Source organism: Streptomyces albus subsp. albus, from assembly GCF_000725885.1.
Lineage (GTDB): Bacteria > Actinomycetota > Actinomycetes > Streptomycetales > Streptomycetaceae > Streptomyces > Streptomyces albus.
In genome coordinates this window covers 70,164-94,777 of sequence record NZ_JODR01000027.1, presented here as the reverse complement: position 1 = coordinate 94,777, position 24,614 = coordinate 70,164, and the positions used below count along the sequence as shown (strand labels likewise).

Below are 24,614 nucleotides of genomic sequence, written 5' to 3'. Positions count from 1 at the left end.
GGGTGGGGGTGGAGGGGGGGGTGTTCCGGAACGGCATGATTTACTGCCCGACCCCCTCCGCATGGGCCTACGCTCTTCCGGTCGGGCCGAAAATCACGCTTTAGTGTTCCGGAACACCCACCCCTCCACCCCCACCCACCGGTCCTCATGCCCGGTCTCCCGCCCTTGGCGGCACGGCGTTCGCCGAGTGCGCCCGGCTGCGGCTCATACGGGGTCGAGGCGGACCTCTTCCAGCAGCCGGTCCCAGGGGAACGCCGCACCGTTCCCCTGCTTGGGTTGGTGTGGCTCACCTGGGGCGAACACCACCCGCACACCCTGCTCCCGCAGTGTCGCGACGGCGCGATCCACGGCGGGCTGTGCCCCCAGCGCGGTGGACCAGAACGGCGCCGCGACGACCGGCACGCCCAGGTGCACGGCCTCGGCGGGGATCCCCAGGGCCACCGTGTCGGTGATCCCCGCCGCCCACTTGCACGCACTCGTCGTGGTCAACGGCGCGACGAGCATGGCATCCGCCTTCGGCAGCCCGCCCGACTCACCGGGCATGGTGTACCGGTGCCGCACAGGGTGCCCGGTCAGCGCCTCAAGTTCCGCGAGACGGGTCCCCCACCACCTCGCGGCGGTCGGCGAGAGGATCAGACAGGTGTCCCAACCGGCAGCTTGCGCCATGCGCACGCCGTCGTCGACGTGCTGGGCGGGACCCGCCGCACAGGCGATCAGATAGAGAACCGGCCGCGTCATGCCGAGAGTCCACAACGCCGCGCCAACCCGCGCAACTCCGGCCCCGGTGACGGCACCAGTTCCATGACATCTGAGCCAAACCACGGATGGACGACGGCAGACGGCAGCGTCCGTCGCTGGCCCTTTCACACCATCGTGGGTCGACATGCTCCGGCGCAGCTCTCACCTCAGCCGCTCGGACGAGGTTGCGCGGGTTCCACGCCTTACTCGGGGCTGAATACCCGGCGTAGCGTGGAGAGTTACCGACTTTCTGGTGGGGACAGACATGAGCGACCACATCGGTGCGCGCATCGCCAAGCTGCGCGGCTTCCGTGACGAAATGACCCAGGAGCAGTTGGCCGAGCGGGCAGGCGTGTCGGTGGACACCATCCGCAAGCTGGAGCAAGGTCGCCGGACCACGGCCCGGCTCGGCACTCTGCGGAAGATCGCGTCTGCCCTGGACGTGGAACTGGAGCGCCTTCTGGGGCAGCCCACCGTGACGCGGAAGAGCGGGACCGACGAGGGGGGCCTGCTCGCCCTGCGCGACGCCATCCAGGACGTGGACGTGCTGCCGGGTGTTCTGGCCGACACCGCATTGGACGAGGCCCCCGACGCGGACGCGTGGATGCGTGCGGTCGGTGAGGCGACCTCCCTCTACTGGGCGGGCGCCTACAGCACGCTGGCCGGGCGGCTCCCCCTCATCCTCCGGGACGGCACCCGGGTGGTTCGGGAGCTGACGGGCGCCGACGCCGGGAAGGCGTGGCAGCGGCTGGCCCTCTCGTACCAGCTCGCGGCCTCTCTCTCGGCCCAGGCCGGGCACGCTTCCTGGGCGTTCGACGCTGTCCGTAAGCAGTTGGAGGCCGCCGAGCATGCATCCGACCCGCTGATGTCCGGCATGGGCGTGAGCACCCTGTCGTGGGTCCTGCTGCGGCAGGGGCGATGGGAACAGGCGCAGCAGGTGGCCGAGCGGAAGGCGGAAGCGCTGGAGCCGTCGTTCAGCAGGGCCGAACCGCTCGAATTCGCGGTGTACGGCAACCTCCTGCTCGCCGCCGCCACGCCGGCGGCGCGACGTGACCGGCACGACGAGGCCCGCGAGTACCTGAACCTGGCTGAAGCCGCCGCTGTGCGCTCCGGCCCCGTCAGGGCGTACGGCACAGCGTTTTCGACAGTGGACGTGCTGACGCAGCAGGTGAACATCGCTCTCGCCGGTGAGCAGGCCGACCACTCCCGCGCGCTGGAGGTGGCAGCTCGCATCGACCGGTCCGCGATCTCCCGCCCTGTGCACAGCGCGGCTCACCGCGTGGACGTCTCCCACGCCCAGTACGAGACAGGGGACTGGGACGGGGCGCTGGAGACGCTGCTGGAGGTCGAGCAGGACCAGCCGGAGTGGATCCGCTATCAGACCCTCGCCGTCGCCACCGTGCAGGAGATGCTGGAGTCCGAGCGCCGCCGCTCCACACCCCTCCGGGGCTTGGCCGCCCGTCTCGGTGTCGACCCCCTGCTGTGAACTCCGCTCGGATTCGAGGGTGGTGCGTTTCTCGTCCGCTCGGTGAGCGGGCAGACCGTTCCGGTAGGACAGCACGTCCCAGTCGCACGGGGATCGCGCGCGAGATGGGGCGACCAAGTCCCTGTTCCGTAATCACCTGCTTCCATAGCGTGATCAGCACAGTGGGTGCCGGCCTGCGTCGGTCAGAGGTCAGGTCGGCACCGCATACGTGCCGATCAGGGAGCGCCAGACCCGTGACCATCGACGCCATCCGACTCCGTTGTTCACCCGGCGAACATCCACGCCGCATGCAAGCCGCTGACGGTGCCGCTCACAGGCTGAGCGTCCTCATCTTCGTCGCCTGCGAGCCGCGTTCGGCTACTGAGGGCCAGCGTGCCCCTCGACAGTTGGGCGGGGGTGCCCGGTTGTGAGTCGGATGACCATCCGGGTCTCGCGGGATTCCGGACGTACGTGGAGCCGGGAGCGGGCCGTGAAGGGTGAGGGGCCGCCTCCGGTGTGGGTGCCGTGCCCGCCGTGCGCCTGTCCGCGCTGTGCGAAGGAGCGGGGCCGTGACCGTACCTGACCCCGCCGTCGCCTCCGTGCGGGCCGCGCTGGAGCGCGACCTGTCGCCGTGCTCGGGCTGCGGGCAGACGCCGCAACTCGATGTGACCACCACACCCGTCGCCGGGGACTACCCGCCCCTCATCAGCGTCACCCCGCGCTGTGCCTGCCCACCCCGGCAGTACCCGGCCGAGGAGCCGACCGATGACTGAGCGCACAGCCCGCAGTCTCACCCTCGTGCGGCACATCCGGTGGAAGCTGCACATCGTCGGCCACCACGACGCCGCGCACTCCGCCTTCCTCACCAGCAGCTGGCGCACCAGCAGCGCCGAAGACCGTGCCCATGCCCTCGCGTGCCTGGCTCGGGACGCGCGCGACCGGCCCCTCCCCCGCGCTTCCGGGGCGGCCTTCAAGCTCGCCGCCGAGTTGCACCGCGCCGCCCGTGCACACGACGACGCCGACGGCCCGTTCACCGTCGGGACGGACCAGGGTGCCGATCCTGTCGTGCAGATGCGCGCCGCTGTTCTTCTCGCCCACGCCGCCCTTCGTGGCGAGTGCTGGAACGACGCCACCACCGAACCCGAACCCCTGTAGGAGACGCACCGGGGTCGGCCACGACGAACGCGAGCCGAACCAGGGCTGACCCATGCCACCAGTTGGGCCGGCGCGCACGGCCGCCGAGGGGCGGGGCCGTCCCAGTCAGTCGGCCCGCATCAGGGGGCTGCCAGCACCGCCTCGTGGCAGGTTCTCGTCGTGCCCCATGCCTGGGCCAGTGCTCTTGCCTTGCGGAGGAGGAGGGAGACGTCGTACTCGTCGGTGTAGCCGATGGCGCCGTGGACCTGGAGTGCGGTGCGGGCCGCGGTGAGGGCGGCCTGGGAGCAGGCGGCCTTGGCCGCGGGCAGGTCGCGCGGGTCGGCCGCCGCGTCGCCGCGTACGGCGAGTGCCGCCCCGTGCAGCAGTGGCTGCGCGAATTCGAGTCCGACGGCGGCGTCCGCGAGCTGGTGTTTGACGGCCTGGAAGGAGCCGACCGGGCGGCCGAACTGCTTGCGGTGCCGTACGTATTCGACGCTGCTGTCCAGGAGTGCCCGGCCCAGCCCCAGGAGCTGGGCCGCGGTCAGCAGCGTGCACAGGTCGCTCAGGCGTCGGGTGTCGGCGACCACGGGGTCGCCCGGGGTGCAGCGCACCAGGTGGCGGGTGGGGTCGACGGAGGGCAGGGCGGGGCCGGTGGGTGTCGCGGCGTGGAGGGCGGGGGGCGGTGTGGGGGTGAGGGTGTAGACGGCGTCCGCGGCGTGTGCGTCCACGGCGTACCCGGCGGCGGGGTCGGTGACCGTGGCCAGATGCTCCCCTGTGAGCAGTTTCCCGTCGTGCAGGGCGGCGGTCAGGGCGACCGTTTCGACGAGTGGTCCGGGAGCTGCGGCGCGGCCGATCTCCACGAAGGCGGCGGCCAGTTCGGGCGGGTACCAGCCCAGGCCGCCGGCTTCTTCGGGGACGGCGAGGGCGGGGAGGCCGGTGTCGGCCAGCGCGCGCCACAGGGCGCGGCCGGGGGCGTGGTCGCCGGCCGCCCAGGCGCGGGCGGTCCTGACCGGTGTGGAGTCCTCCAGGAGGCGGCGGACGGTCGAGGTGTAGGCCAGGTGGTCCTGGTCGGGCAGAAAGCGCATGGTTCAGCGTCCCCTCGGCAGGCCGAGCACCCGCTCGGCGACGATGTCGCGCTGGATCTCGTTGGTTCCGGCGTAGAGGGGGCCGGCGAGCGCGAAGATCCAGCCGTCCAGCCAGGTGGATTCGGGCAGCCCCTCGGTGATCTCCGCGGTGCCGGGGCCGAGCAGGTCGAGGGCGGTTTCGTGGAGGTCTATGTCGAGCTGGGACCAGAAGAGTTTGTTCATGGAGGAGGGGACGGCGGCCTGCGGGTCGTCGGGGGCGGAGGCCGCCGCGTATCCGGCGAGCTGGTAGGCGCGGGCGCGGATCCAGGCGTCGGCGACGCGGCCGGCGGTCGCGGTGTCGCCGGGCGAGCCGTGGTGTTCCCACAGGTGGCGCAGTCGTGCGGCGGCGGCGGTGAACCGGCCGGGCGAGCGCAGGGTGAGGCCGCGTTCGTTGCCGGCCGTGGACATGGCGGCGCGCCAGCCCTGGCCGGGTTCGCCGATGACGTCGGCGTCGGGCACGAAGACCTGGTCGAGGAAGATCTCGGCGAAGGCGGGTTTGCCGTCCAGCCGTCCGATGGGCCGCACGGTGACGCCCTCGGCGTCCAGGGGGAACATCAGGTAGCTCAGTCCGCGGTGGCGTTCGGCGGTGGGATCGGTGCGGAAGAGGCCGAAGGCGCGGTCGGCGAAGGCGGCGCGGGACGACCAGGTCTTCTGGCCGGTGAGGAGCCAGCCGCCGCCGTCGCGGTCGGTGCGTTCGGCGCGGGACGTCAGGGAGGCGAGGTCGGAGCCGGCCTCGGGTTCGGACCATGCCTGGGCCCAGATGGTCTCGCCGGAGGCCATGGGGGGCAGGATGCGGGCGAGTTGTTCCGCGGTGCCGTGGGCGAAGAGGGTGGGGGCGAGGAGGTTGATGCCGTTCTGGCTGACCCTGCCGGGGGCGCCGGCGGCGTAGTACTCCTCCTCGAAGAGGAGCCATTCGGTCAGGCTCGCGTCCCGGCCGCCCAGGGCGGTGGGCCAGGAGACGACGGACCAGCCGCCCCCGTGCAGTTCGCGTTCCCAGGCGCGGTGTGCTGCGAAGCCCTCGGCGGTCTCCAGGGAGGGCAGCGGCTCGGCGGGGACGTGCGCGGCGAGCCAGGCGCGGGCCTCGGCGCGGAACTCTTCCTCGGCGGGGGTGAGGGCGAGGTCCATCGTCACTCTTTCTCCTCGCGGTCCGCGGTGTCGCCGGCCGCGGCGCGTCCGGCGTCCCGCATGGAGCGGGCGTTCATGCCGCCCAGCGGGTCGGCGCCGGTCTCGGCGTTGTGGGCGTGGGCCACGTGGTGCAGCCCGAAGACGGAGTCGAGCCCGCTGTGCAGGCCCATCAGGTCCTCGGCCTGGTTGACGGCGCGTTTGGTGAGGGCGAGTCCGAAGCGGGGCATGCGGGCGATCCGTTCGGCCAGTTCCCGGGCCTCGGCGGCGAGACGGTCGCGGGGGACGACGCGGTTGACCATGCCGATCTCGAAGGCGCGCTGTGCGCTCATCCGGTCGCCGGTGTAGAGGAATTCCTTGGCGAGGCGGGGTCCCATGACCCAGGGGTGGGCGAAGTACTCGACGCCGGGGATGCCCATGCGGACGACGGGGTCGGCGAAGAAGGCGTCGTCGCTGGCGACGATCAGGTCGCACACCCAGGCGAGCATCAGTCCGCCGGCGATGCAGGCGCCCTGGACGGCGCAGACGACGGGTTTGGGCAGTTCCCGCCAGCGGCGGCACATCCCCAGGTAGACCTCGGACTCGCGGGCGTACCGGGACTCCTCGCCGTCCTGGCCGACGTGGTCCCACCACAGTCCGGCCTTGCGGGGGAAGGACAGGTGCGCGTCGCGGCCGGGGGTGCCGATGTCGTGTCCGGCGCTGAAGTGTTTGCCGGCTCCGGCCAGGACGAGGGCGCGGACCTCGTCGTCGTCGGCGGCGCGCTGGAAGGCGGCGTCGAGGGCGTAGGTCATCGCGGAGTTCTGGGCGTTGCGGTACTCGGGGCGGTTGAGGGTGAGGCGGGCGACGGCGCCGACGCGTTCGTACGTCACCACGGGGGAGCTGTCTTGCGGCATGCGCGTCCTCCTTCTCGCACGTCGCGGCGTCCGGTACGGGCGGTCCGCACAGAGGTCGCGGGCGAAGGCTTCCCTAACAAGTGTTTGGTAGATTAGCGTGACCGCCGACACCCCGTCGAGACCCGGAAGGGGGCGGAGCCACCCGTGCCGCACGCCACGGACGAGACCGCGCACGACGCCTTCCGCGCCGAGGTACGCGCCTGGCTGCACACCGCGCTCACCGGCGACTTCGCCGCCCTGCGCGGACTGGGCGGACCCGGCCGCGAACACGAGGCCTTCACCGAACGGCTCGCCTGGGAGCGGCACATGGCCCGGGCGGGCTGGACCTGCCTGGGCTGGCCCCGCGAGCACGGCGGCCGGGGCGCGGGCATCGCCGAGCAGGTGATCTTCCACGAGGAGTACGCCCGCGCGAACGCGCCCGCCCGCGTCAACCACATCGGCGAACAGCTCCTGGGCCCCACCCTCATCGCCCTGGGCACCCCCGCCCAGCGCGAGAGGTTCCTCGGCCCCATCCGCGAGGTGCGCGAGCTGTGGTGCCAGGGCTACAGCGAACCCGAGGCCGGCAGCGATCTGGCCGCCGTACGCACCCGCGCCCGGCTGGAGGGGGGCCGGTGGGTGATCGACGGGCAGAAGGTGTGGACCTCGCTCGCGCACGAGGCCGACTGGTGCTTCGTCCTGGCCCGCACCGAGCCGCACCGTGCGGACCGGCCGCGCCACCACGGGCTGTCCTGCCTGCTGGTGCCGATGGACCAGGAGGGCGTCACCGTCCGCCCGCTCACCCAGCTGACCGGCACCAGCGAGTTCAACGAGGTCTTCTTCGACGGCGCCCGCACCGACGCCGCCCACATCGTCGGCGCCCCCGGCGACGGCTGGCGGGTCGCCATGGCCACCCTCGGCTTCGAACGCGGCGTCTCCACCCTCGGCCAGCAGGTCGGCTTCGAGCGCGAACTGACCCGGCTGACCCGGCTCGCCCGGCGGTGCGGCGCCCTGGACGATCCACTGCTGCGCGACCGTCTCGCCCGCGCCTGGGAGGGCCTGGAGGTGATCCGGCTCAACGGGCTCCGCTCGCTCGCCGGCATCGAGCGGGGCGCGCCCGGCCCCGAGGCGTCGACCGGGAAACTGGTGTGGGCCGGCTGGCACCGCGAACTGGGCGAACTGGCCATGGCGGTGCGCGGCGCCGCCGGGCTCGTCGCGGACTCCGAGGCGCCGGACGGGCTCGACGAGTGGCAGCGGCTCTTCCTCTTCTCCCGTGCCGACACCATCTACGCCGGTTCCGACGAGATCCAGCGCAACATCATCGCCGAACGCGTCCTGGGGCTGCCCAAGGAGCCCCGTGCCGCCGTGAAGGGAGCACCCGCGTGATCCGAGCCGGCAGCACCGCACCCGAGGTCCCCGCCCCGCACGGGCTGCTGGCGGGGCGCTGCGTGGTCGTCACGGCAGCCGCCGGCAGCGGGATCGGCGGGGCGACGGCACGCCGCGTCCTGGAGGAGGGCGCCGAGGGCGTCGTCATCGGTGACACCCACGAGCGCCGGCTCGCGGAGAGCGCCCGCGCCCTCGCCGAGGAGTTCGGCGCCGCGCGGGTGCACGCCGTGCGCTGCGACGTGACCGTCGAGGAGGAGGTCGGCGCGCTGCTGGACGCCTGCACCGCCCGCCACGGCCGGATCGACGTCCTCGTCAACAACGCGGGCCTGGGCGGCACCGCGGAGCTGGTGGAGATGACCGACGAGCAGTGGTCCCGGGTGCTGGACGTCACACTGGGCGGCACCTTCCGCTGCACCCGGGCGGCCCTGCGGGCGATGCGCGGCCAGCGGGACGGCGGGGTGATCGTCAACAACGCCTCGGTGGTCGGCTGGCGGGCCCAGCGCGGCCAGGCGCACTACGCGGCGGCCAAGGCGGGCGTCATGGCGCTGACGCGCTGCGCCGCCCTGGAGGGGGCCGAACTGGGGGTGCGGGTCAACGCGGTCGCCCCCTCGCTGGCGATGCACCCCAATCTGGTGAAGGTCACCACCCCCGAGCTGCTGGCGGAGCTGACCGCCAAGGAGGCGTTCGGCCGCTACGCGGAGCCCTGGGAGGTCGCCAACGTGATCGTCTTCCTGGCCAGCGACTACTCCTCCTACATGACGGGCGAGACGGTCGCGGTCAGCAGCCGGCACCCCTGAGGGACGGGGTCCCGTGCGGCGATCCGCCCGGGACCGGCCCCGACCTGCCCCGACCGACAATGGATGCATGGTGACGCCGAAGAAGACCCCCGCAGGCACCGGGCGCCGGGCCGAGCTGCTGGCGACCGCGGCCGAGGTGTTCGCGGAGCTGGGCTACAACGCGACGACCGTCCGCACGATCGCGGACCGCGCCGGGATGCTCGCGGGCAGCCTCTACTACCACTTCGACTCCAAGGAGTCGATGGCCGACGAGATCCTCAGCGCCTTCCTGACCGACCTGTGGGAGGGCTACCGGCGGATCGAGGAGGCCGGGCTCGGGCCGCGCGAGACCTTCGAGGGTCTGGTGACCGAGTCGTTCCGGCAGATGGAGCGGCACCGCCCCGCGGTCGTCATCTACCAGAAGGAGGCCCGCCGGCTCGCCGCCCAGGAACGCTTCGGCTACCTGGCCGACTCCCAGCAGCGCTTCCGGAAGCTGTGGACGCACACCCTGGAGCGCGGGGTGGCCGACGGCAGTTTCCGGCGCGAGCTGGACGTACCCGTCGCCTACCGGTTCGTGCGGGACACGGTGTGGGTGGCGGCCGTCTGGTTCCGGCCGCGGGGGCGCAAGAGCGCGGCGCAGATCGCCCAGCAGTACACGTCGATGGTGCTCGACGGAATCGCCACCTAGCACACGGGCGGGTGGCCCTGATCCGAGGAGAGTGGATGCGATGCCCCGCAGCGAGGCGTACATCGTCGGAGCGGTCCGGTCACCGGTCGGCAAGCGCGGCGGCGCCCTGGCCGAGGTCCACCCGGCCGATCTGGGGGCGCACGCGCTGCGCGCCCTGATGGAGCGGACGGGGGTGGACCCCGAGGCGGTGGAGGACGTGGTGTTCGGCTGTCTGGACGCCGTCGGCCCGCAGGCGGGCGACATCGCGCGGACCGCGTGGCTGGCGGCGGGGCTGCCCGAGTCGGTGCCCGGCGTCACCGTGGACCGGCAGTGCGGCTCCTCCCAGCAGGCGGTGCACTTCGCCGCCCAGGCCGTCATGTCCGGCACCGCCGATCTGGTGGTGGCCGGCGGGGTGCAGAACATGTCGCAGGTGCCCATCGCCTACGCCTCGCGCCAGGCGGGTGACGCGCTCGGTCTCACCGGCGGCCCGTATCACGGCTCCGCGGGCTGGCGGGCCCGGTACGGCGACGCTCCCGTTAACCAGTTCCACGGCGCCGAGCTGATCGCGGACCAGTGGGGCATCGACCGGGAGGAGATGGAACGCTGGGCGCTGCGCTCGCACCGGCGTGCCCTGCGCGCGATCGACGAGGGCCGCTTCGAGCGGGAGATCGCCCCGTTCGGGGAGCACGCGGTGGACGAGGGGCCCCGGCGCGGCACCAGCCTGGAGAAGATGGCCGCGCTCGACCCGGTGGTGGAGGGCGGCCGGCTGACCGCGGCCGTCTCCTCGCAGATTTCGGACGCGTCCTCGGCGATGCTGCTCGCCTCCGAGGAGGCGGTCCGTGTGCACAATCTCACTCCGCGGGCCCGGGTGCACCATCTGTCGGTGCGCGGCGAGGACCCCATCCGGATGCTGTCGGCCCCCATCCCGGCGACCCGGCACGCGCTCCGGAAGGCGGGGATGACGCTGGACGACATCGATCTGGTGGAGATCAACGAGGCGTTCGCCTCCGTGGTCCTGGCCTGGCTGAAGGACACCGGCTGCGATCCGGAGAAAGTCAACGTCAACGGCGGTGCCATCGCGCTGGGCCACCCGCTGGGCGCCACCGGCACCAAGCTGATGACGACGCTGCTGCACGAGCTGGAGCGCACCGGGGGCCGCTACGGGCTCCAGACGATGTGCGAGGGCGGCGGGCAGGCGAATGTGACGGTCATCGAACGGCTCTGACCCCTGCTCGAACGGTCCGGCGGCCCCGTCGGCGGGGGCGCCGGCCGGGCGGCGTCGCCTATGCCCCTCCGGTAAATGTCTCAAACGCGTAACTGAGCACAACTGTTCACCTGTCTGAAGCATCAAAGGAGACGCGTGGTTCACCCGGCGATCACCCCTCCCGTGCCGCTTCCTCACCGCGCAGCTCGACTTCTCAGCGCAAGGCAGGTTTTTTCGTGGCTCCTCACATACGCACCGTCGCCGTCGTCCTGGCAGGCGGCACAGGGCAGCGTGTCGGTCTGTCCATCCCCAAGCAGCTGCTCAAGATCGCGGGGAAACCACTGATCGAACACACGCTGAGCGTGTTCGAACAGGCGGAGGACATCGACGAGGTGCTGGTGCTGATGACGCCCGGCTACGTCCCCGAGGTCGAGAAGATCGTCGAGAAGGCCGGGCTGACCAAGGTACGCCGGGTGCTGGAGGGCGGCGCGAGCCGGAACGCGACCACCGAGAACGCCATCGCGGCGCTGAGCGAGGGCCTGGCCGACGGTGAGGAACGGTACGTCCTCTTCCACGACGCCGTGCGCCCCCTGCTCTCCCAGCGGGTGATCCGCGAGTGCGTCGCGGCGCTGGAGCGCTACCAGGCGGTGGACGTCGCCATCCCGTCGGCCGACACCATCATCGTCACCCGCCGGCACGGGGAGGACGGCGAGTTCATCACCGACGTGCCGGACCGCTCGCGGCTGCGCCGGGGCCAGACCCCGCAGGCGTTCCGGCTGTCCACCATCCGGCGTGCCTACGAGCTGGCCGCCAAGGACCCGAATTTCCAGGCCACCGACGACTGCTCCGTGGTGCTGCGCTACCTGCCGGACGTCCCGATCCACGTGGTGGCGGGCGACGAGTACAACATGAAGGTCACCCAGCCCGTCGACGTGTTCCTGGCCGACAAGCTGTTCCAGCTGGCCTCCACGGCGGCGCCGGAACGTTCCGCCGACGAGGTGTACGCGGAGGGGCTGCGCGGCAGGACGGTCGTCGTCTTCGGCGGCTCCTACGGCATCGGCGCCGACATCGCCCGGCTCGCCGAGGGCTACGGCGCCCGGGTCTTCGCCTACGGCCGCTCCACCACCGGCACCCACGTGGAGAACGCCGAGCAGGTGGCCGAGGCGCTGGCCGCGGCGTACGAGGCGACCGGCCGCATCGACTTCGTCGTCAACACCGCGGGCGTGCTGCGCATCGGCCAGCTCGCCGAGACCGACCTGGAGACGGTGGAGGAAGCCCTCCGGGTCAACTACCTCGCCCCGCTGCACATCGCCCGCTCCGCCCACAAGTACCTCACCGAGACCGGCGGCCACCTGCTGCTGTACACCTCCAGCAGCTACACCCGGGGCCGCGCCGGCTACAGCCTCTACTCGTCGTCCAAGGCCGCCCTGGTCAATCTGACCCAGGCGCTGGCCGACGAGTGGGCGGCCGACGGCATCCGCGTCAACTGCGTCAACCCGGAGCGGACGGCCACCCCGATGCGCACCAGGGCCTTCGGCGAGGAGCCGCCGGGTACCCTGCTGAGCTCCGAGGCGGTGGCCCATGCTTCACTCGACGTCCTGCTGTCGGCCATGACGGGCCACGTCATCGACGTCCGCCAGCAGGACCCCACCCGTTCCCCGGCGGCGGCCTCCGCCTTCGAGAAGGCACTGGCCGCCCAGCTCGACGACAGCCTGGGCGGCGCCCTGGCCGGTGCCCCCGCCGACGGACCGGGCACGGCCGCCCCTTGCACCGACGAGGGCACCGGGGCCGCCGGCAACACCGACAACGGGCGTGTGGAGAACGCCGAGCACGTGGAAGACGGAGTCGTCGCATGATCCGTATGACCGAGGAACGGCGCGAGAAGCTGCTGAAGGCGGCGCGCGTCGGTTCGTTCGGCGAGCTGTTCGCGGCCGTCGTGCTGCTGGGCGGACTGCCGGTGCTGCTGGTCGCGGCACTGCTGCCCCAGCTCGGGCTGTTCGCGGGAGTGACCGCGGCCACCTACCTGGCCGACCACTTCCTGCACCGGCGCGGCAGCTATCTGCTCAGCAGGCTGGCGAAGGCCCGCGCCGGGCTGGGCGTACGGTTCCTGCTGCGGCATCTGATGCTGGTGCTGCTGCTGGTCCGGCTCGACAAGGCGGAGAGCGCCGTCGCCGTCGCGGCCATCAGCTGCTTCGTGGCCTTCCACTGCCTCCAGGTGCCGCACAGCGCACTGTCCACCCTGCTGCGCAACCGGCACCACCGGCTGCCGGTGGAGACCCGCAACATCGACACCTCCCGGCTGCCGCTGCCCGCACCGCCGCCGCAGGCGCTGCTGCACCGGGGCGCCGAGAAGATGCAGCACCTGGACATCTTCGCGGTCGCCGGGGTGCTGGCCGCGGTGGCGGGCGCCCCCCGCGCCGTGGCGTACACCGGGATCGGCGTCACCCTGGTCCTGGCCCTGGGCTACGTCCTGGCGCTGGCCGCCTGCATGCGGCCCGGCAAGCTGCCGCCCCGCCGCGAGCGGGTGCTGGAGTGGTTCGACAACTGGCTGACCGAACACCAGCCGGACACCGTGCTGTACTTCTCCGGCTCGCCCGAGTCCACCTACCAGGTGTCCATGTGGCTGGGGACGCTGGAGCAGCTGGCCGCCCGCGGCCTGCGGCCCATGGTGCTGCTGCGCGAGCGGTACACCATGGAGACCCTGGCCGAGACCACCGTGCCCGTCGCCTGTGTGCCCTCCGCCGTGCACCTGATGAACCTCGACCTGAGCATGCTGCGGGTCGCGCTGTACCCGGCGAACGTCGGGAAGAACATCCACCTGCTGCGCGAACCCACCATGAAGCACGTCTTCGTCGGGCACGGCGACAGCGACAAGATCGCCAGCGTCAACCCGTACAGCAAGGTCTACGACGAGGTGTGGACCGCCGGACGGGCCGGCCGCGACCGGTACGCCCTGGCCAACGTGGGCGTCCGCGACGAGGACATCGTGGAGGTCGGCCGGCCCCAGCTCGCCCCCGTCTTCAGCGGCCCGCTGCCGCGCGAGGGCCGCACCCCCACCGTGCTGTACGCCCCCACCTGGGAGGGCTGGACGGACGACCCGGGCAACACCTCGATCATCCTGGCCGGCGAGCACATCGTGCGCGCCCTGCTGGCCTCGCCCGACCCGGTACGAGTGCTCTACAAGCCGCACCCCTTCACCGGCACCCGCTCGGCGCTCGCCCGCGAGGCGCACGAGAAGATCACCGCGCTGATCCGGGCGGCCGGCGGCGAACACGAGGTGGTCACCGGCCCGGTGCCGGCGCTCTACGACTGCTTCAACGTCTCCGACGCGCTGGTCTCCGACATCTCCTCCGTCGTCTCCGACTGGATCGCCAGCGGCCGTCCCTACGCCGTCACCGACTCGGCCGGGCTGGGCGCCGAGGAGTTCCGGCGGCAGAACACCGCGGTCCGTGCCGCCGTCATCCTGGACAATCAGGCCAACGGCATCGAACAGCTCCTGGCCGCCCTGCGCGACCCGGCCGGCGACCCCCTGGCCGCCGACCGTGCCAAACTCAAGACCTATCTGCTGGGCCCCTCCGGCCCCGACCCGCTCGCCCGCTTCGAGCTGGCCGTCAAGGAGCTGGCGACCAAGGCCGGCGTCCGCAACCTGGAGTCGCTGACCCATGAGTGACACGATCCCCGAAGAGCTGGCCCGCGGCCTGCGGTTCCTGCCCGAGGCGGACGAGGAGGAGCGCACCGCCTTCCTGGCCGCGGCGCGCGACCACTGGAAGGACGACGCGGCCGGACTGGACCGGCTGCCGCCCGCCGAACGGCTCGCCTGGACGCTGGTCCGCCAGGGCCGGCTGGACGAGGCGGTGGCCCTCCAGCACTTCCAGCGCAGCCACCCCGGCGGCTTCCACGTGCGCGGACTGCGCCGCACCCGGGCCGTCTTCCCCGAAGTGGGCCAGATACCGCTCAACGGCAGGAAGGATCTGCCGGTCCACAGCAAGCTGACCGCGCTGGAGTGGCAGCCCGACGGCAGGCTGCGGGTGCGCGGCTGGGCGTACGTGGCCAATGTGCCGATGGCCCAGCAGCCGAAGCTGCCGCGGTTCGGCCTGCTGTGGCGCAAGGGCAGCCGGCGCCGCACGCCCTTCACCGTGCGCGCGGTGCGGATGCCGGAGGCGACCGCCGCCTCCAAGCAGGCGCTGCACTGCTACGACTGGTCCGGCTTCGAGTTCGTGCTGGACCCGGAGAAGCTGCCCGGCTCGGGGCGGCCCGGCGTGTGGCAGCTCGGTCTGATCCTGCCGGGCCCCGGCGGCCCGCACGGGGTGCGGCCCGTCAAGAACGTGGTCGGCTCCGGCGGCCACACCCAGGTGCGGCACGTGTCCGACGGCCGCCGCCTGGTGGCCGGGTTCGACTCCAAGGGCCGGCTCCAGATCACCCTGGACGCGGTCCCGGCGGAGATCAGCGGCCACCGCAAGGACGGCTCCGTCCTGGAGCTGACGGTGCGCCGCCACGGGACGGGCGTCACCGCCCTGCAGATCGGTGACCACCACTACCCGGTGGCCGAGGACGGCACGGCGCGCGTCCCGCTGGCCCGGCTGCACGAGGTGGAGACGCCGTACGGCAAGACCCACGACTGGCACTGCCATCTGCTGCTGGCCGACGGCGGCAAGCGGCGCGCGACCGTCTCCGCCGACTTCGCCGCCGGGTCCTGGGACTTGCCGGGCGGCCGGGAGATCGCGCTGACCACGGACGGACCCGGCCTGCTGAAGATGCACGACCGGGCCCGCCAGCCGGTGGTGGACTCCCTCAGCTGGACCGCCGAGGGCGCGCTGGTGCTGGAGGGCGAGTTCGGCGGCCCCGGCGAGGGGGCCCGGCTGGTGCTGCGGCACGGCGGCCAGCACGAGGAGAAGCACCTGCCGCTGGAGTACGACCCGGCCACCCGCCGTTTCCGGGCGAGCGTGCAGCCGCTGGAGACGGCCACCTACGACCCGGACGTCACGCTGCCGCTGCGCAAGGGCCGCTGGTACTTCGCCATCCGTGCCGCCGGTGTCACCACCCACCGCAAGGACGTCCCGGTCAAGCTCCGGGCCGACATGGTGGGCCGCCTCCCGCTGGAGCACGAGGCGTCCGGCCGCTCCTTCCGGGTGGAGCGGCGCTACTTCGACCGGATCTACCTGGAGGTCGAATCCCCGCTGGGCGAGGACGAGCGGGGCGCCTACCGGCAGCATCTGCTGCGCACCGAGTTCACCGAGCAGCACAAGAAGCTGCCGCTGCGGGACGCGGTCTTCTACAACAGCTTCGGCGGCAAGCAGTTCTCCGACTCCCCGCGGGCCATCCACGAGGAGCTGGTGCGACGGGGTGTGGAGGTCGAGCACCTGTGGTCGGTCGCCGACGGCCAGGTGGCGCTGCCCGAGGGGGTCACACCGCTGGAGTGGCACTCCAAGGAGTGGTACGAGGCGCTGGCCCGCAGCAGGTACGTGGTCACCAACGTCGGCCTGGGCGACTGGTTCACCAAGCGGGAGGGGCAGACCGTCGTGCAGACCTGGCACGGCACCCCGCTGAAGAAGATCGGCGCCGACCTGCTGGGCACCCCGAAGGCCAACCGCGCCTACATCGCCTCGCTGCCGCACCGGTTCCGCCAGTTCGACATCACCGTCTCGCCCAACGCCTTCACCACCCCGGTGATGAAGCGGGCGTTCTGCGCGGAGGGCGAGGTGCTGGAGGCCGGCTATCCGCGCAACGACCTCTTCCACTCCCCCGAGCGGGCCGCGATCGCCACCCGGGTGCGGAAGGTGCTGGGCATCCCCGCCGACAAGAAGGTGGTCCTGTACGCGCCCACCTGGCGGGACGACCAGCGGCACGGCGGGCAGCGGTTCAAGCTGGACCTGAAGGTCGATCTGGCCGCCGCCGAGCGGGAACTGGGCGACGACCACGTCTTCCTGTTCCGCAAGCACCCCAAGATCCTGGACGCCATCCCGGGCGCGGGCGAGGGCTTCGTCTTCGACGTGTCGGGCTATCCGGACATCGCGGAGCTGTACCTGATCGCGGACGTGCTCATCACCGACTACTCCTCGGTGCTGTTCGACTTCGCGCACTCGGGCCGGCCGATGCTCTTCTTCACCTACGACCTGGAGCACTACCGGGACACGCTGCGCGGCTTCTACTTCGACTTCACCGAGCGGGCCCCCGGGCCGCTGATCAAGACGAGTGAGGAGCTGGTCGCCGCGATCCGGGACATCGACGCCGTGGCCGAGGCCCACAAGGACCGGTACGCGGACTTCGTCCGGGACTTCTGCGAGCCCTCCGACGGGCTGGCCACCGCCCGGGTCGTGGACCGCATGCTGGAACTCGGGCGGCGATGAGGACACCGCTGCCCGCACAGGTCAGCCCGCCCCCGGCCGCACCGGCGACCGGGGGCGGTGCCGCCGCACCCGACAAGCGGCGCGGCGCGGCGGAGAAGGCCGGCGCCGGCCGCCGGGACCCCTACTTCGACAACGCGAAGTACCTGGCGATCGTGCTGGTGGCCGCCGCCCACGCCTGGGAGCCGTTCTGGGACGACAGCCGGGCCGCCACCGCGCTGTACCTGTTCGTCTACACCTTCCACATGCCGGCGTTCATCATGATCTCCGGCTACTTCTCGCGCGGTTTCACCTTCACCCCGCACCGGGTCAAGCGCCTGGTGACGGGGGTGGCGGTGCCGTACGTCGTCTTCCAGACGGCCTACGCCCTCTTCCGGCGTTGGGCGCACGACGAACCCGACTACCCGGTCGACCTGTTCGACCCGTGGTTCGTGATGTGGTTCCTGCTGGCGCTGTGCTGCTGGCGGCTGCTCACCCCCGTGTGGGAGCGGCTGCGGTGGCCGGTCACCACCTCGGTGGTCGTCGCCGTCCTCGTCTCGGTCTCGCCCGACATCGGGCACGAGCTGGAACTGCAACGCGTGCTGCGCTTCATGCCGTTCTTCGTGATCGGCCTGATGCTACGGCCCGAGCACTTCGCGCTGGTGCGGCGCCGCTCCGCCCGGCTGCTGGCCGTCCCGGTGGTGCTCGGCGCGCTGGCCTTCGCCTACTGGGCGGCGCCCCGGATGAACCACCAGTGGCTGTTCCTGCGCGACGCCGCACAGGACCTGGGGGTCGGGGCGCCGACCGGGGTGGCGATGTCCCTGGCGATGCTGGTCTGCTCGCTGGTGCTCAGCGCCTGCTTCCTGGCGTGGGTGCCGGGCCGCCGGCTGTGGTGCACCGCGCTGGGCGCCGGCACGCTCTACGGTTTCCTGCTGCACGGCTTCCTGGTCAAGGGCAGCCGCTGGTGGGGCTGGTACGACCCGGAGTGGGTGCACACCCCGGCGGGCATGGTGGCCGTCACCCTGATCGCCGCCGCCGTGGTGACCGTACTGTGCACGCCGCCGGTCCGCCGGGCGCTGCGGTTCGTGGTCGAGCCGCGGATGGACTGGCTCTTCCCCCGGCAGCCGGGCCGGCACCGGCGGTCCCCCGAAGCCGCCGCGTCCGGCGGCACCCGGTAGCGTCGGGCGGCGCGTCCACCGCCGCGAGTCACCAGGGGGTCCACCGATGTGCGTCTCGATGCATCCGGCCGAGTTCTCCGGCACCACGCTGTACGCGGGGCGCCGCCACCACCCCGAGCACGGGCTGGTCCATGTCCTCGGCTACCGGAACACCGCCGCCAACCGTGCCGACGGCCCCAACGCGATGCTGCTCCACCTGCCGGCGCGCGGCATGACGCAGGCCAACTTCCTCGACGTCGGCGACAGCACGGACGTGCTGGACCGGATGGTGGACGCGGTACGGCCCAGATCGGTGGCGGCCGGGGGCATGGCGGCGATGGACTGGATGGGCGGCGACGGCGGGCGGGTCGAGGTCTTCGAGCACGACATCTACACCGTCATGCTGGCCGCCGACCCCACCGACCTGCCCGCCGCGCTCGGCCGGGTGCCCGCGCACAAGCGCCCCGCGCTGAACCCGGAGCTGATGCGGTTCTACGCCGAGCGCTACCCCGGCCACGCCCTGGCCGTGTGCTGCTTCGACAACGCCTCGGCCGCGCAGGCCAAACCGCTGCTGATGTGGTACGAGCCGCTCGACCCCGAGGTGCTGGTGGCCCCCGCGCTGGACGCGCACACCGGGCGGCCCCCGGGCATGGTGGGGAAGGTGCCGGTGGACCACTGGGTGCTGTTCGGCAGCGACGAGAGCCCGGCGCTGTGGGGCGAGCCGGTGGAGTACGGCCCCGGCATGCGCCACGGGCTGCGCGCCTTCCTGCCCGACCGGGTGGTGGGCCGGCGGTACGAAGGTCTGCTGCCCAACGGTGATTTCGCCGTCCGCCACGAGGATCTGCTGACCAGCGGCACGGCCGAGGTGAGGCGGGTGCCGCAGCCCGTCCGCTGACGGCACCCGCCCCGGCACGGGCTCAGATCATGGTGTCCCGCGCGTCCAGGCCCAGCGCGCCCCGGCCGAAGAGGGTGAGGGCGCGCTCGGGGTCGTTGGCGACGTGGCCGCGTCCGGTGTGCACGTCGCGCCAGTAGCGCTGGAGGACGTGCGCGTGGCGCATCGCGTTGCCGCCGGCGTTCTCCATCAGCAGGTCGGTGGCCGCCACCGCCCGTCCGGTGCCCAGGACCTGGTCGCGGCGGACCCGCAGCCGCAGCTCCGCCGGCAGCTCCTCGCCGCGCACGGCGTGCGCGTACAGCTCCGCCACATTCCGCCGGATCTGCAGCCAGGCGGCGTCCACCTCGCTCGCGGCGCGGGCGATGCGCACGTGCGCGAACGGGTCGTCCACCACCTTCTGCCCGTAGGAGACGCGGAACCGTTCCCTGGTGACGTCCACATAGGTCTGCCAGGCCCCCTCGGCCACGCCCAGCGGCGGCACGGTGATGGTGGTGGGGAACAGCCCGCCGAACGGCAGCCGGTAGACCGGTTCGGGGTTCACCTCCTGGCCGGGGCAGTCGAGGGCGACGGTGCGGGCGTAGGCCAGGGTGCGGTGCTCGGGCACGAAGACGGGTTCGTCGATGACGATGTCGTGCGAGCCGGTGGCCCGCAGCCCCTGGGTGTCCCAGTTGTGCTCGATGCGGTAGTCGGTGCGCGGCACCAGATAGGTGCGGGCGTCCACGGTGCCGTCGGCGGCGACGGTCATGCCGCCGAGGAACGCCCACTCGGCGTGCTCGCACCCGGAGGAGAACAACCACCGCCCCGACATCCGGAACCCGCCACCGACCGCCTCGACGGTGCCGGTCGGCGCGTACGAGGAGGAGACACGGGTGTCCGGGTCGGCGCCCCACACCTCCTGCTGGGCCCGGTCGGGGAAGAGCGCGAGCTGCCAGTTGTGGACGCCGATCACGGAGGAGATCCACCCGGTGGAGCCGCATGCGGCGGCGATGGTCTTGATCGCGGAGTAGAAGTGCACCGGCGAGGCGGCCAGCCCTCCGAAACGGGTGGGCTGGAGCAGCCGGAAGAGCCCGGCGTCGGCCAACTGCCGCACCGTCTCGTCGGGTACCCGCCCCGCGGCCTCGGCCTCCGCCGCCCGCTCCCGGATGCGGGGCACCAGATCCCGCACGGCCTCGACGACCTTCGCTGCCGCCCCGTCGTCACCCACACCCACACCGCTCACGGCGTCTGCCTCCCTCACGTCGGCCTCGCTGCCGTGAACGTACGAGGGGGCCGGGCCCGGGGTCTGCGGCCCGTCTCACTGGCCGGGAGCGGGTGCCGGTCACGGGGGGCGGCGACTCTGCGGCCCCGCTTTCGGTGTGCGCGGGCCGGGCCGTGCCTACCGGGCGCCGTAGACCGGTTCCGGCTCGGGGGACCTGGCCAGCAGGTCCCGTACGGCGGCGTCGAGTTCGGCCGGCTCCCAGCGGGCCGCCTTGTCGGCGTGCGCGGCGCGGCGCCAGCCGTCCATCACGGTGACCCGGCCGCCCTCGGCCTCGAAGACGCGGCCGGTGATGCCCTCGCTGGCCGCCGAGCCCAGGTAGACGACCAGGGGGGAGACGTTCTCGGGTGCCATGGCGTCGAAGCCGCCGTCGGCGGGCGCGGCCATGTCCTCGGCGAACGTCCGCTCCGTCATCCGGGTGCGGGCCGCCGGTGCGATGGCGTTGACCTGCACCCCGTAGCGGCCGAACTCTGCGGCGGCCACCAGCGTCAGCGCGGCGATGCCCGCCTTGGCCGCCGTGTAGTTGCCCTGGCCGACGGAGCCCAGCAGCCCGGCCCCGGAGGAGGTGTTGACGATCCGCGCGACGGGGGTGCGGCCCGCCTTCGCCTCCGCACGCCAGTGCGCCGCCGCGTGCTTCATCGGCAGGAAGTGCCCGGTCAGGTGGACGCGGAGGACCGCGTCCCAGTCGTCCTCGTCCAGGTTGACCAGCATCCGGTCCCGCAGGAACCCCGCGTTGTTGACGAGGGTGTCGAGCCGGCCGAAACGGTCCAGCGCCGTGCGCACCAGCCGTGCCGCGCCCTCGCTGTCGGCGACGTCGTCGGTGCTGACGGCCGCCTCGCCGCCCCGCTCCCGGATCTGCGCGGCGACCTGCTCGGCGGGCGTCTCCCCGCCCGCGGCGCCGTCGAGGGCGACCCCCAGATCGTTGACGACGACCCGTGCGCCGGCCCGCGCGAACGCCAGCGCGTGGGCGCGGCCCAGCCCCCGGCCCGCGCCGGTGACGACGACGACCCGGCCCTCGGCGATCCGGGCGGGCGCGGTGAGTTCTTCGGACATGGTGACCTCCGGTTCGTGGAAGGGGCGCCGATAGGGACTTGTTGACGGTCGGCCAGGGGGTTGCCGGCGGCGGGTACGGGCTTGTGGCGGCCGGTCAGGGCTTGTTGAGGTTGGTCAGGGCTTGTTGACGTTGGCGGCCTGCAGGAACGCCGGACGCTCCCCGCCGCCGTGCACCGCCAGGGAGGCGCCGGAGATGTAGCGGGCGGCGTCGGACGCCAGGAACACGCAGGCGTCCCCCACCTCGTCGGGTTCGGCCAGCCGGCCCATGGGCACGGTGGCGGAGACGGCGGCCACCCCCTCCGCGTCGCCGTAGTGCAGTTCCGTGCGTTCGGTGCGGGCCATGCCCAGCACCACCGTGTTGACGCGCACCCCGTCCGCGGCCCACTCCATCGCCATCGAGCGCGCCAGGTTCTCCAGGCCCGCCTTGGCCGCCCCGTACGCGGCCGTCCCCGGTGACGGGCGGCCCCCGCTGACGCTGCCGACCATCACGATGGCGCCGCCGCCTGACTGCTGCCGCATGTGCGTGTGCGCGGCGCGGGAGAGATGGAGCGGCGCCAGCAGGTTCAGCTCGACGACCCGGGCGTGGTGGTGGGCGCCGCCCTCGGCCAGGGGCCGGTAGGGGGTGCCGCCCGCGTTGTTGACCAGCACGTCCAGGGAGCCGTGCTCCCCCACCACGCGGGCGCACAGTTCCTCGCCCGCCTGTGCGTCGCGTACGTCCAGTGGCAGGTACTGGGCTTCGCGGCCCGCCGCGGTCACGGGCGCATCCGGCGGGCGGCGCCCGCAGACGACGACGCGCGCCCCGCTGCGGAGGAACGCGCGGGCGATGCCCGCACCCACTCCGCGGGTTCCCCCGGTGACGACGGCAACGGCCATGAGGCGGCCTCCCTCGGCTCGATGCGGTGCGCGTGCGGCGGTCCGGCTCTTCCGCAACGCACCGGCGCACTGCTAGCTTCACACCAAACAAACGTTAGGTGGAAAGGTAGCTGATCCGCCCATGTCTGTCTCCACCTCCCGCCCGCGCGACGGCATCGCCGTCGTGACCGTCGACCACCCGCCGGTCAACGCCCTGCCCGTACAGGGCTGGTACGACCTGGCCGACGCCGTCACCGCGGCGGGCCGCGACCCCGCCCACCGCGTCGTCGTCCTGACCGCCGCCGGACGCGGCTTCAACGCGGGCGTCGACATCAAGGAGATGCAGCGCACCCCGGGCCACGACGCCCTCATCGGCGCCAACCGCGGCTGCGCCGCGGCCTTCGCCGCCGTCTACGAATGCGAGGTCCCCGTCGTCGCGGCCGTCCACGGCCACTGCCTCGGCGGCGGCATCGGCCTGATCGGCAACGCCGACGCGATCGTGGCGAGCGAGGACGCCACCTTCGGGCTGCCCGAACTCGACCGCGGAGCCCTCGGCGCCGCCACCCACCTCTCCCGCCTGCTGCCGCCCCACCTGATGCGCCCCCTCTACTACACGGGCCACACCCTCACCGCCCGCGAACTGCACCGGTACGGCGCGGTGTGGGAACTGGCCCCGACCGCGGAGGAACTGCCCGAAGTCGCCCTCCGGCTGGCCGCCCGGATCGCCGCCAAGGACGGCTACCTGCTGCGCCTCGCCAAAGAAGCCCTCAACGGCATCGATCCCGTCGACGTCCGCCGCAGCTACCGGTACGAACAGGGCTTCACGTTCGAGGCGAACCTCTCGGGCGTCTCCGACCGGCACCGGGACTCCTTCGTCCGCACCCGCTCCCCGGAAGGGGACCGAAGGGAAGTGACACCGTGACCGCAGCACCGCCCGACAAGCGCCTCACCCTGGAGGAGTTCGCCGGCCGCATCACCTCCGGCATGACCGTCGGCATCGGCGGCTGGGGCTCCCGGCGCAAACCGATGGCACTGGTGCGGGCCCTGCTGCGCACCGGCGTGAAGGACCTGACCGTCGTCTCCTGCGGCGGACCGGATGTGGGACTGCTGGCCGCCGCGGGACGCATCCGCACACTCGTCGCGCCCTTCGTCACACTCGACTCCGTACCGCTGGAACCGCACTTCCGCGCCGCCCGCGAGAGCGGGACCCTCGCCTTCGAGGAATGGGACGAGTCGATGTTCCTGTGGGGGCTGACCGCCGCCGCGCACCGACTGCCGTTCATGCCCGTACGCGGCGGCCTCGGCTCGGACATCCCCCGCCACAACCCCCGGCTGCGGACGGTCACCTCGCCCTACGAGGACGGCGAGGAACTGCTGGCCGCCCCCGCGCTGCGGCTCGATGTCGCCCTCGTCCACATGCACCGCGCCGACGCGCGCGGCAACGGGCAGTGCCTGGGCCCCGACCCCTACTTCGACGACCTGTTCACCGAGGCCGCCGAGGAGACCTATCTGTCCTGCGAACAGCTCGTGGACGGCTTCGAGGGGCCGCCCCAGACCCTGTTGGTGCAGCGGCAGAACGTCACCGGCGTCCTGCACACCCCGTACGGCGCCCACTTCACCGGCTGCGCCCCCGACTACGGCCGCGACGAGGAGTTCCAGCGCGCCTACGTCCAGGCCGCCAAGGATCCCGAGGCGTGGGCCGCCTTCCAGGAGCGCTACCTCGGCGGCGACGAGGACGCCTACCAGGAGGCGGTGGGCGCCCGGACCGGCGCGGACGGACCAGGACGGGACGGACGAGGACGGAAGGACACCCCCGCATGACCCCCGCCACGAGCACCACCCCGCCCACGGCACCCGCCGCCACCCGCGCCGAGATCTGCGTCGTCGCCTGCGCCGAGACCTGGCGCGGCGACGGAGAGGTGCTGGCCGCCACCGCGGGCGTCGTACCCGCGCTCGGCGCACGGCTGGCCCGGCTCACCTTCAGCCCCGGACTGCTGCTGACCGACGGCGAGGCCATGCTGGTGGCCGAACCCACCGGGCCCGGCCGGATCGAGGGCTGGCTGCCCTACCGCAAACACCTGTCGCTGGCCGCCCGCGGCAAACGGCACATGATGATGGGGGCCAGCCAGCTCGACGCCCACGGCAACCAGAACATCTCCTGCATCGGCGACTGGAACCGCCCCGCACGCCAGCTGCTCGGCTCGCGCGGCGCCCCCTCCAACACCGTCAACCACCCCGTCTCCTACTGGGTGCCCCGGCACTCCACGCGGGTGTTCACCGAGCGGGTGGACATGGTCAGCGGCGTCGGACACGACCGCGCCGCGGCGGCCGGCCCGGCCGCCGCCCGCTTCCACGAACTGCGCCGCGTCGTCACCGATCTGGCGGTGCTCGACTTCGCCACCCCCGACCGCCGGATGCGGCTGGCCAGCGTCCACCCGGGCGTCACCGTCGCGGACGTGACGGAGCGGACGGGGTTCCCGCTGGTCATCCCGGACGAGGTGCCCGTCACCCGCACACCGACCGCCGAGGAGCTGCGGCTCATCCGCGACGTCCTCGACCCGCGCGCCACCCGCGACCGGGAGGTCCGCGCATGACCA

22 protein-coding genes are annotated in these 24,614 nt (G+C 72.7%); 15 read left to right on the top strand and 7 right to left on the bottom strand.

Going from position 1 to position 24,614, the window contains the following annotated elements; genetic code table 11:
* Positions 1-204 precede the first annotated feature (204 nt).
* Entirely contained in the window at positions 205-738 is a 534-nt protein-coding gene (locus IO40_RS0127375) for a flavoprotein (RefSeq protein ID WP_016469730.1), read from the bottom strand.
* 265 nt (positions 739-1,003) lie between these two features.
* Here IO40_RS0127375 and IO40_RS0127370 point away from each other — a divergent pair, with 265 nt between their 5' ends.
* The 3 genes from IO40_RS0127370 (at position 1,004) to IO40_RS0127360 (ending at position 3,358) form a co-directional block, all read left to right on the top strand.
* Entirely contained in the window at positions 1,004-2,224 is a 1,221-nt protein-coding gene (locus IO40_RS0127370) for a helix-turn-helix transcriptional regulator (RefSeq protein WP_016469729.1), read from the top strand.
* A gap of 548 nt (positions 2,225-2,772) precedes the next feature.
* Positions 2,773-2,976 carry a hypothetical protein gene (locus IO40_RS0127365; RefSeq protein WP_016469728.1) on the top strand — a complete coding sequence of 68 codons (204 nt, stop codon included), beginning with the start codon at positions 2,773-2,775 and terminating at the stop codon, positions 2,974-2,976.
* Positions 2,969-3,358, top strand: coding sequence for a hypothetical protein (locus IO40_RS0127360; protein ID WP_016469727.1), 390 nt, complete (start codon positions 2,969-2,971; stop codon positions 3,356-3,358). Before IO40_RS0127365 ends, IO40_RS0127360 begins: the two co-directional genes overlap by 8 nt.
* A gap of 119 nt (positions 3,359-3,477) precedes the next feature.
* Here the strand turns inward: IO40_RS0127360 and IO40_RS39505 are convergent, their stop codons facing one another.
* From IO40_RS39505 to IO40_RS0127345, 3 genes are read right to left on the bottom strand one after another with little or no spacing between them, the layout of a single operon-like run.
* Positions 3,478-4,422: an acyl-CoA dehydrogenase family protein gene (locus IO40_RS39505; RefSeq protein WP_031176311.1), complete on the bottom strand. Its 945-nt coding sequence runs from the start codon at positions 4,420-4,422 to the stop codon at positions 3,478-3,480.
* 3 nt (positions 4,423-4,425) lie between these two features.
* A complete protein-coding gene (locus tag IO40_RS0127350; protein ID WP_031176310.1) occupies positions 4,426-5,586 on the bottom strand; it encodes an acyl-CoA dehydrogenase family protein in 1,161 nt (386 codons plus the stop codon).
* Positions 5,587-5,588: 2 nt separating this feature from the next.
* A complete protein-coding gene (locus IO40_RS0127345; protein WP_016469724.1) occupies positions 5,589-6,476 on the bottom strand; it encodes an enoyl-CoA hydratase in 888 nt (295 codons plus the stop codon).
* A gap of 144 nt (positions 6,477-6,620) precedes the next feature.
* On the opposite strand from IO40_RS0127345, the gene IO40_RS0127340 reads away from it, so the two are divergent.
* The 9 genes from IO40_RS0127340 (at position 6,621) to IO40_RS0127300 (ending at position 18,860) form a co-directional block, all read left to right on the top strand.
* The gene (locus IO40_RS0127340; protein WP_016469723.1) at positions 6,621-7,838 is read left to right on the top strand and encodes an acyl-CoA dehydrogenase family protein; all 1,218 of its coding nucleotides are present in this window, start codon (positions 6,621-6,623) and stop codon (positions 7,836-7,838) included.
* Positions 7,835-8,635 carry an SDR family oxidoreductase gene (locus tag IO40_RS0127335; protein WP_016469722.1) on the top strand — a complete coding sequence of 267 codons (801 nt, stop codon included), beginning with the start codon at positions 7,835-7,837 and terminating at the stop codon, positions 8,633-8,635. The genes IO40_RS0127340 and IO40_RS0127335 overlap by 4 nt, the downstream gene beginning before the upstream one ends.
* A gap of 67 nt (positions 8,636-8,702) precedes the next feature.
* Complete coding sequence (locus tag IO40_RS0127330; protein WP_016469721.1) at positions 8,703-9,302, top strand: TetR/AcrR family transcriptional regulator; 600 nt, start codon at positions 8,703-8,705, stop codon at positions 9,300-9,302.
* Between the two features lie 40 nt (positions 9,303-9,342).
* The gene (locus IO40_RS0127325; protein ID WP_031176308.1) at positions 9,343-10,506 is read left to right on the top strand and encodes an acetyl-CoA C-acetyltransferase; all 1,164 of its coding nucleotides are present in this window, start codon (positions 9,343-9,345) and stop codon (positions 10,504-10,506) included.
* 215 nt (positions 10,507-10,721) lie between these two features.
* A complete protein-coding gene (locus IO40_RS0127320) occupies positions 10,722-12,341 on the top strand; it encodes a bifunctional cytidylyltransferase/SDR family oxidoreductase (RefSeq protein ID WP_016469719.1) in 1,620 nt (539 codons plus the stop codon).
* Positions 12,338-14,155: a CDP-glycerol glycerophosphotransferase family protein gene (locus IO40_RS0127315; protein WP_041968907.1), complete on the top strand. Its 1,818-nt coding sequence runs from the start codon at positions 12,338-12,340 to the stop codon at positions 14,153-14,155. The genes IO40_RS0127320 and IO40_RS0127315 overlap by 4 nt, the downstream gene beginning before the upstream one ends.
* Positions 14,148-16,832, top strand: a complete 2,685-nt coding sequence (locus tag IO40_RS0127310) for a CDP-glycerol glycerophosphotransferase family protein (protein WP_016469717.1) — start codon at positions 14,148-14,150, stop codon at positions 16,830-16,832. The genes IO40_RS0127315 and IO40_RS0127310 overlap by 8 nt, the downstream gene beginning before the upstream one ends.
* On the top strand, positions 16,829-17,986 hold the full coding sequence (locus IO40_RS0127305; RefSeq protein WP_031176306.1) for an acyltransferase family protein: 1,158 nt from the start codon (positions 16,829-16,831) through the stop codon (positions 17,984-17,986). The genes IO40_RS0127310 and IO40_RS0127305 overlap by 4 nt, the downstream gene beginning before the upstream one ends.
* Before the next feature lie 46 nt (positions 17,987-18,032).
* On the top strand, positions 18,033-18,860 hold the full coding sequence (locus tag IO40_RS0127300; RefSeq protein ID WP_016469715.1) for a hypothetical protein: 828 nt from the start codon (positions 18,033-18,035) through the stop codon (positions 18,858-18,860).
* A gap of 22 nt (positions 18,861-18,882) precedes the next feature.
* Here the strand turns inward: IO40_RS0127300 and hsaA are convergent, their stop codons facing one another.
* From hsaA to IO40_RS0127285, 3 genes are all read right to left on the bottom strand, one after another.
* Positions 18,883-20,076, bottom strand: a complete 1,194-nt coding sequence (gene hsaA / locus IO40_RS0127295; protein ID WP_078659843.1) for a 3-hydroxy-9,10-secoandrosta-1,3,5(10)-triene-9,17-dione monooxygenase oxygenase subunit — start codon at positions 20,074-20,076, stop codon at positions 18,883-18,885.
* A gap of 156 nt (positions 20,077-20,232) precedes the next feature.
* The gene (locus IO40_RS0127290) at positions 20,233-21,165 is read right to left on the bottom strand and encodes an SDR family oxidoreductase (protein WP_016469713.1); all 933 of its coding nucleotides are present in this window, start codon (positions 21,163-21,165) and stop codon (positions 20,233-20,235) included.
* 114 nt (positions 21,166-21,279) lie between these two features.
* Entirely contained in the window at positions 21,280-22,038 is a 759-nt protein-coding gene (locus IO40_RS0127285; RefSeq protein WP_016469712.1) for an SDR family oxidoreductase, read from the bottom strand.
* A gap of 121 nt (positions 22,039-22,159) precedes the next feature.
* Between IO40_RS0127285 and IO40_RS0127280 the strand changes: the two genes are divergently transcribed.
* The 3 genes from IO40_RS0127280 to IO40_RS0127270 are packed head-to-tail and all read left to right on the top strand — an operon-like array spanning position 22,160 to position 24,611.
* Complete coding sequence (locus IO40_RS0127280) at positions 22,160-22,939, top strand: enoyl-CoA hydratase family protein (RefSeq protein WP_016469711.1); 780 nt, start codon at positions 22,160-22,162, stop codon at positions 22,937-22,939.
* The gene (locus tag IO40_RS0127275) at positions 22,936-23,838 is read left to right on the top strand and encodes a CoA transferase subunit A (protein ID WP_016469710.1); all 903 of its coding nucleotides are present in this window, start codon (positions 22,936-22,938) and stop codon (positions 23,836-23,838) included. Before IO40_RS0127280 ends, IO40_RS0127275 begins: the two co-directional genes overlap by 4 nt.
* Positions 23,835-24,611, top strand: a complete 777-nt coding sequence (locus IO40_RS0127270; RefSeq protein WP_016469709.1) for a CoA-transferase subunit beta — start codon at positions 23,835-23,837, stop codon at positions 24,609-24,611. The genes IO40_RS0127275 and IO40_RS0127270 overlap by 4 nt, the downstream gene beginning before the upstream one ends.
* Positions 24,612-24,614: the final 3 nt, after the last annotated feature.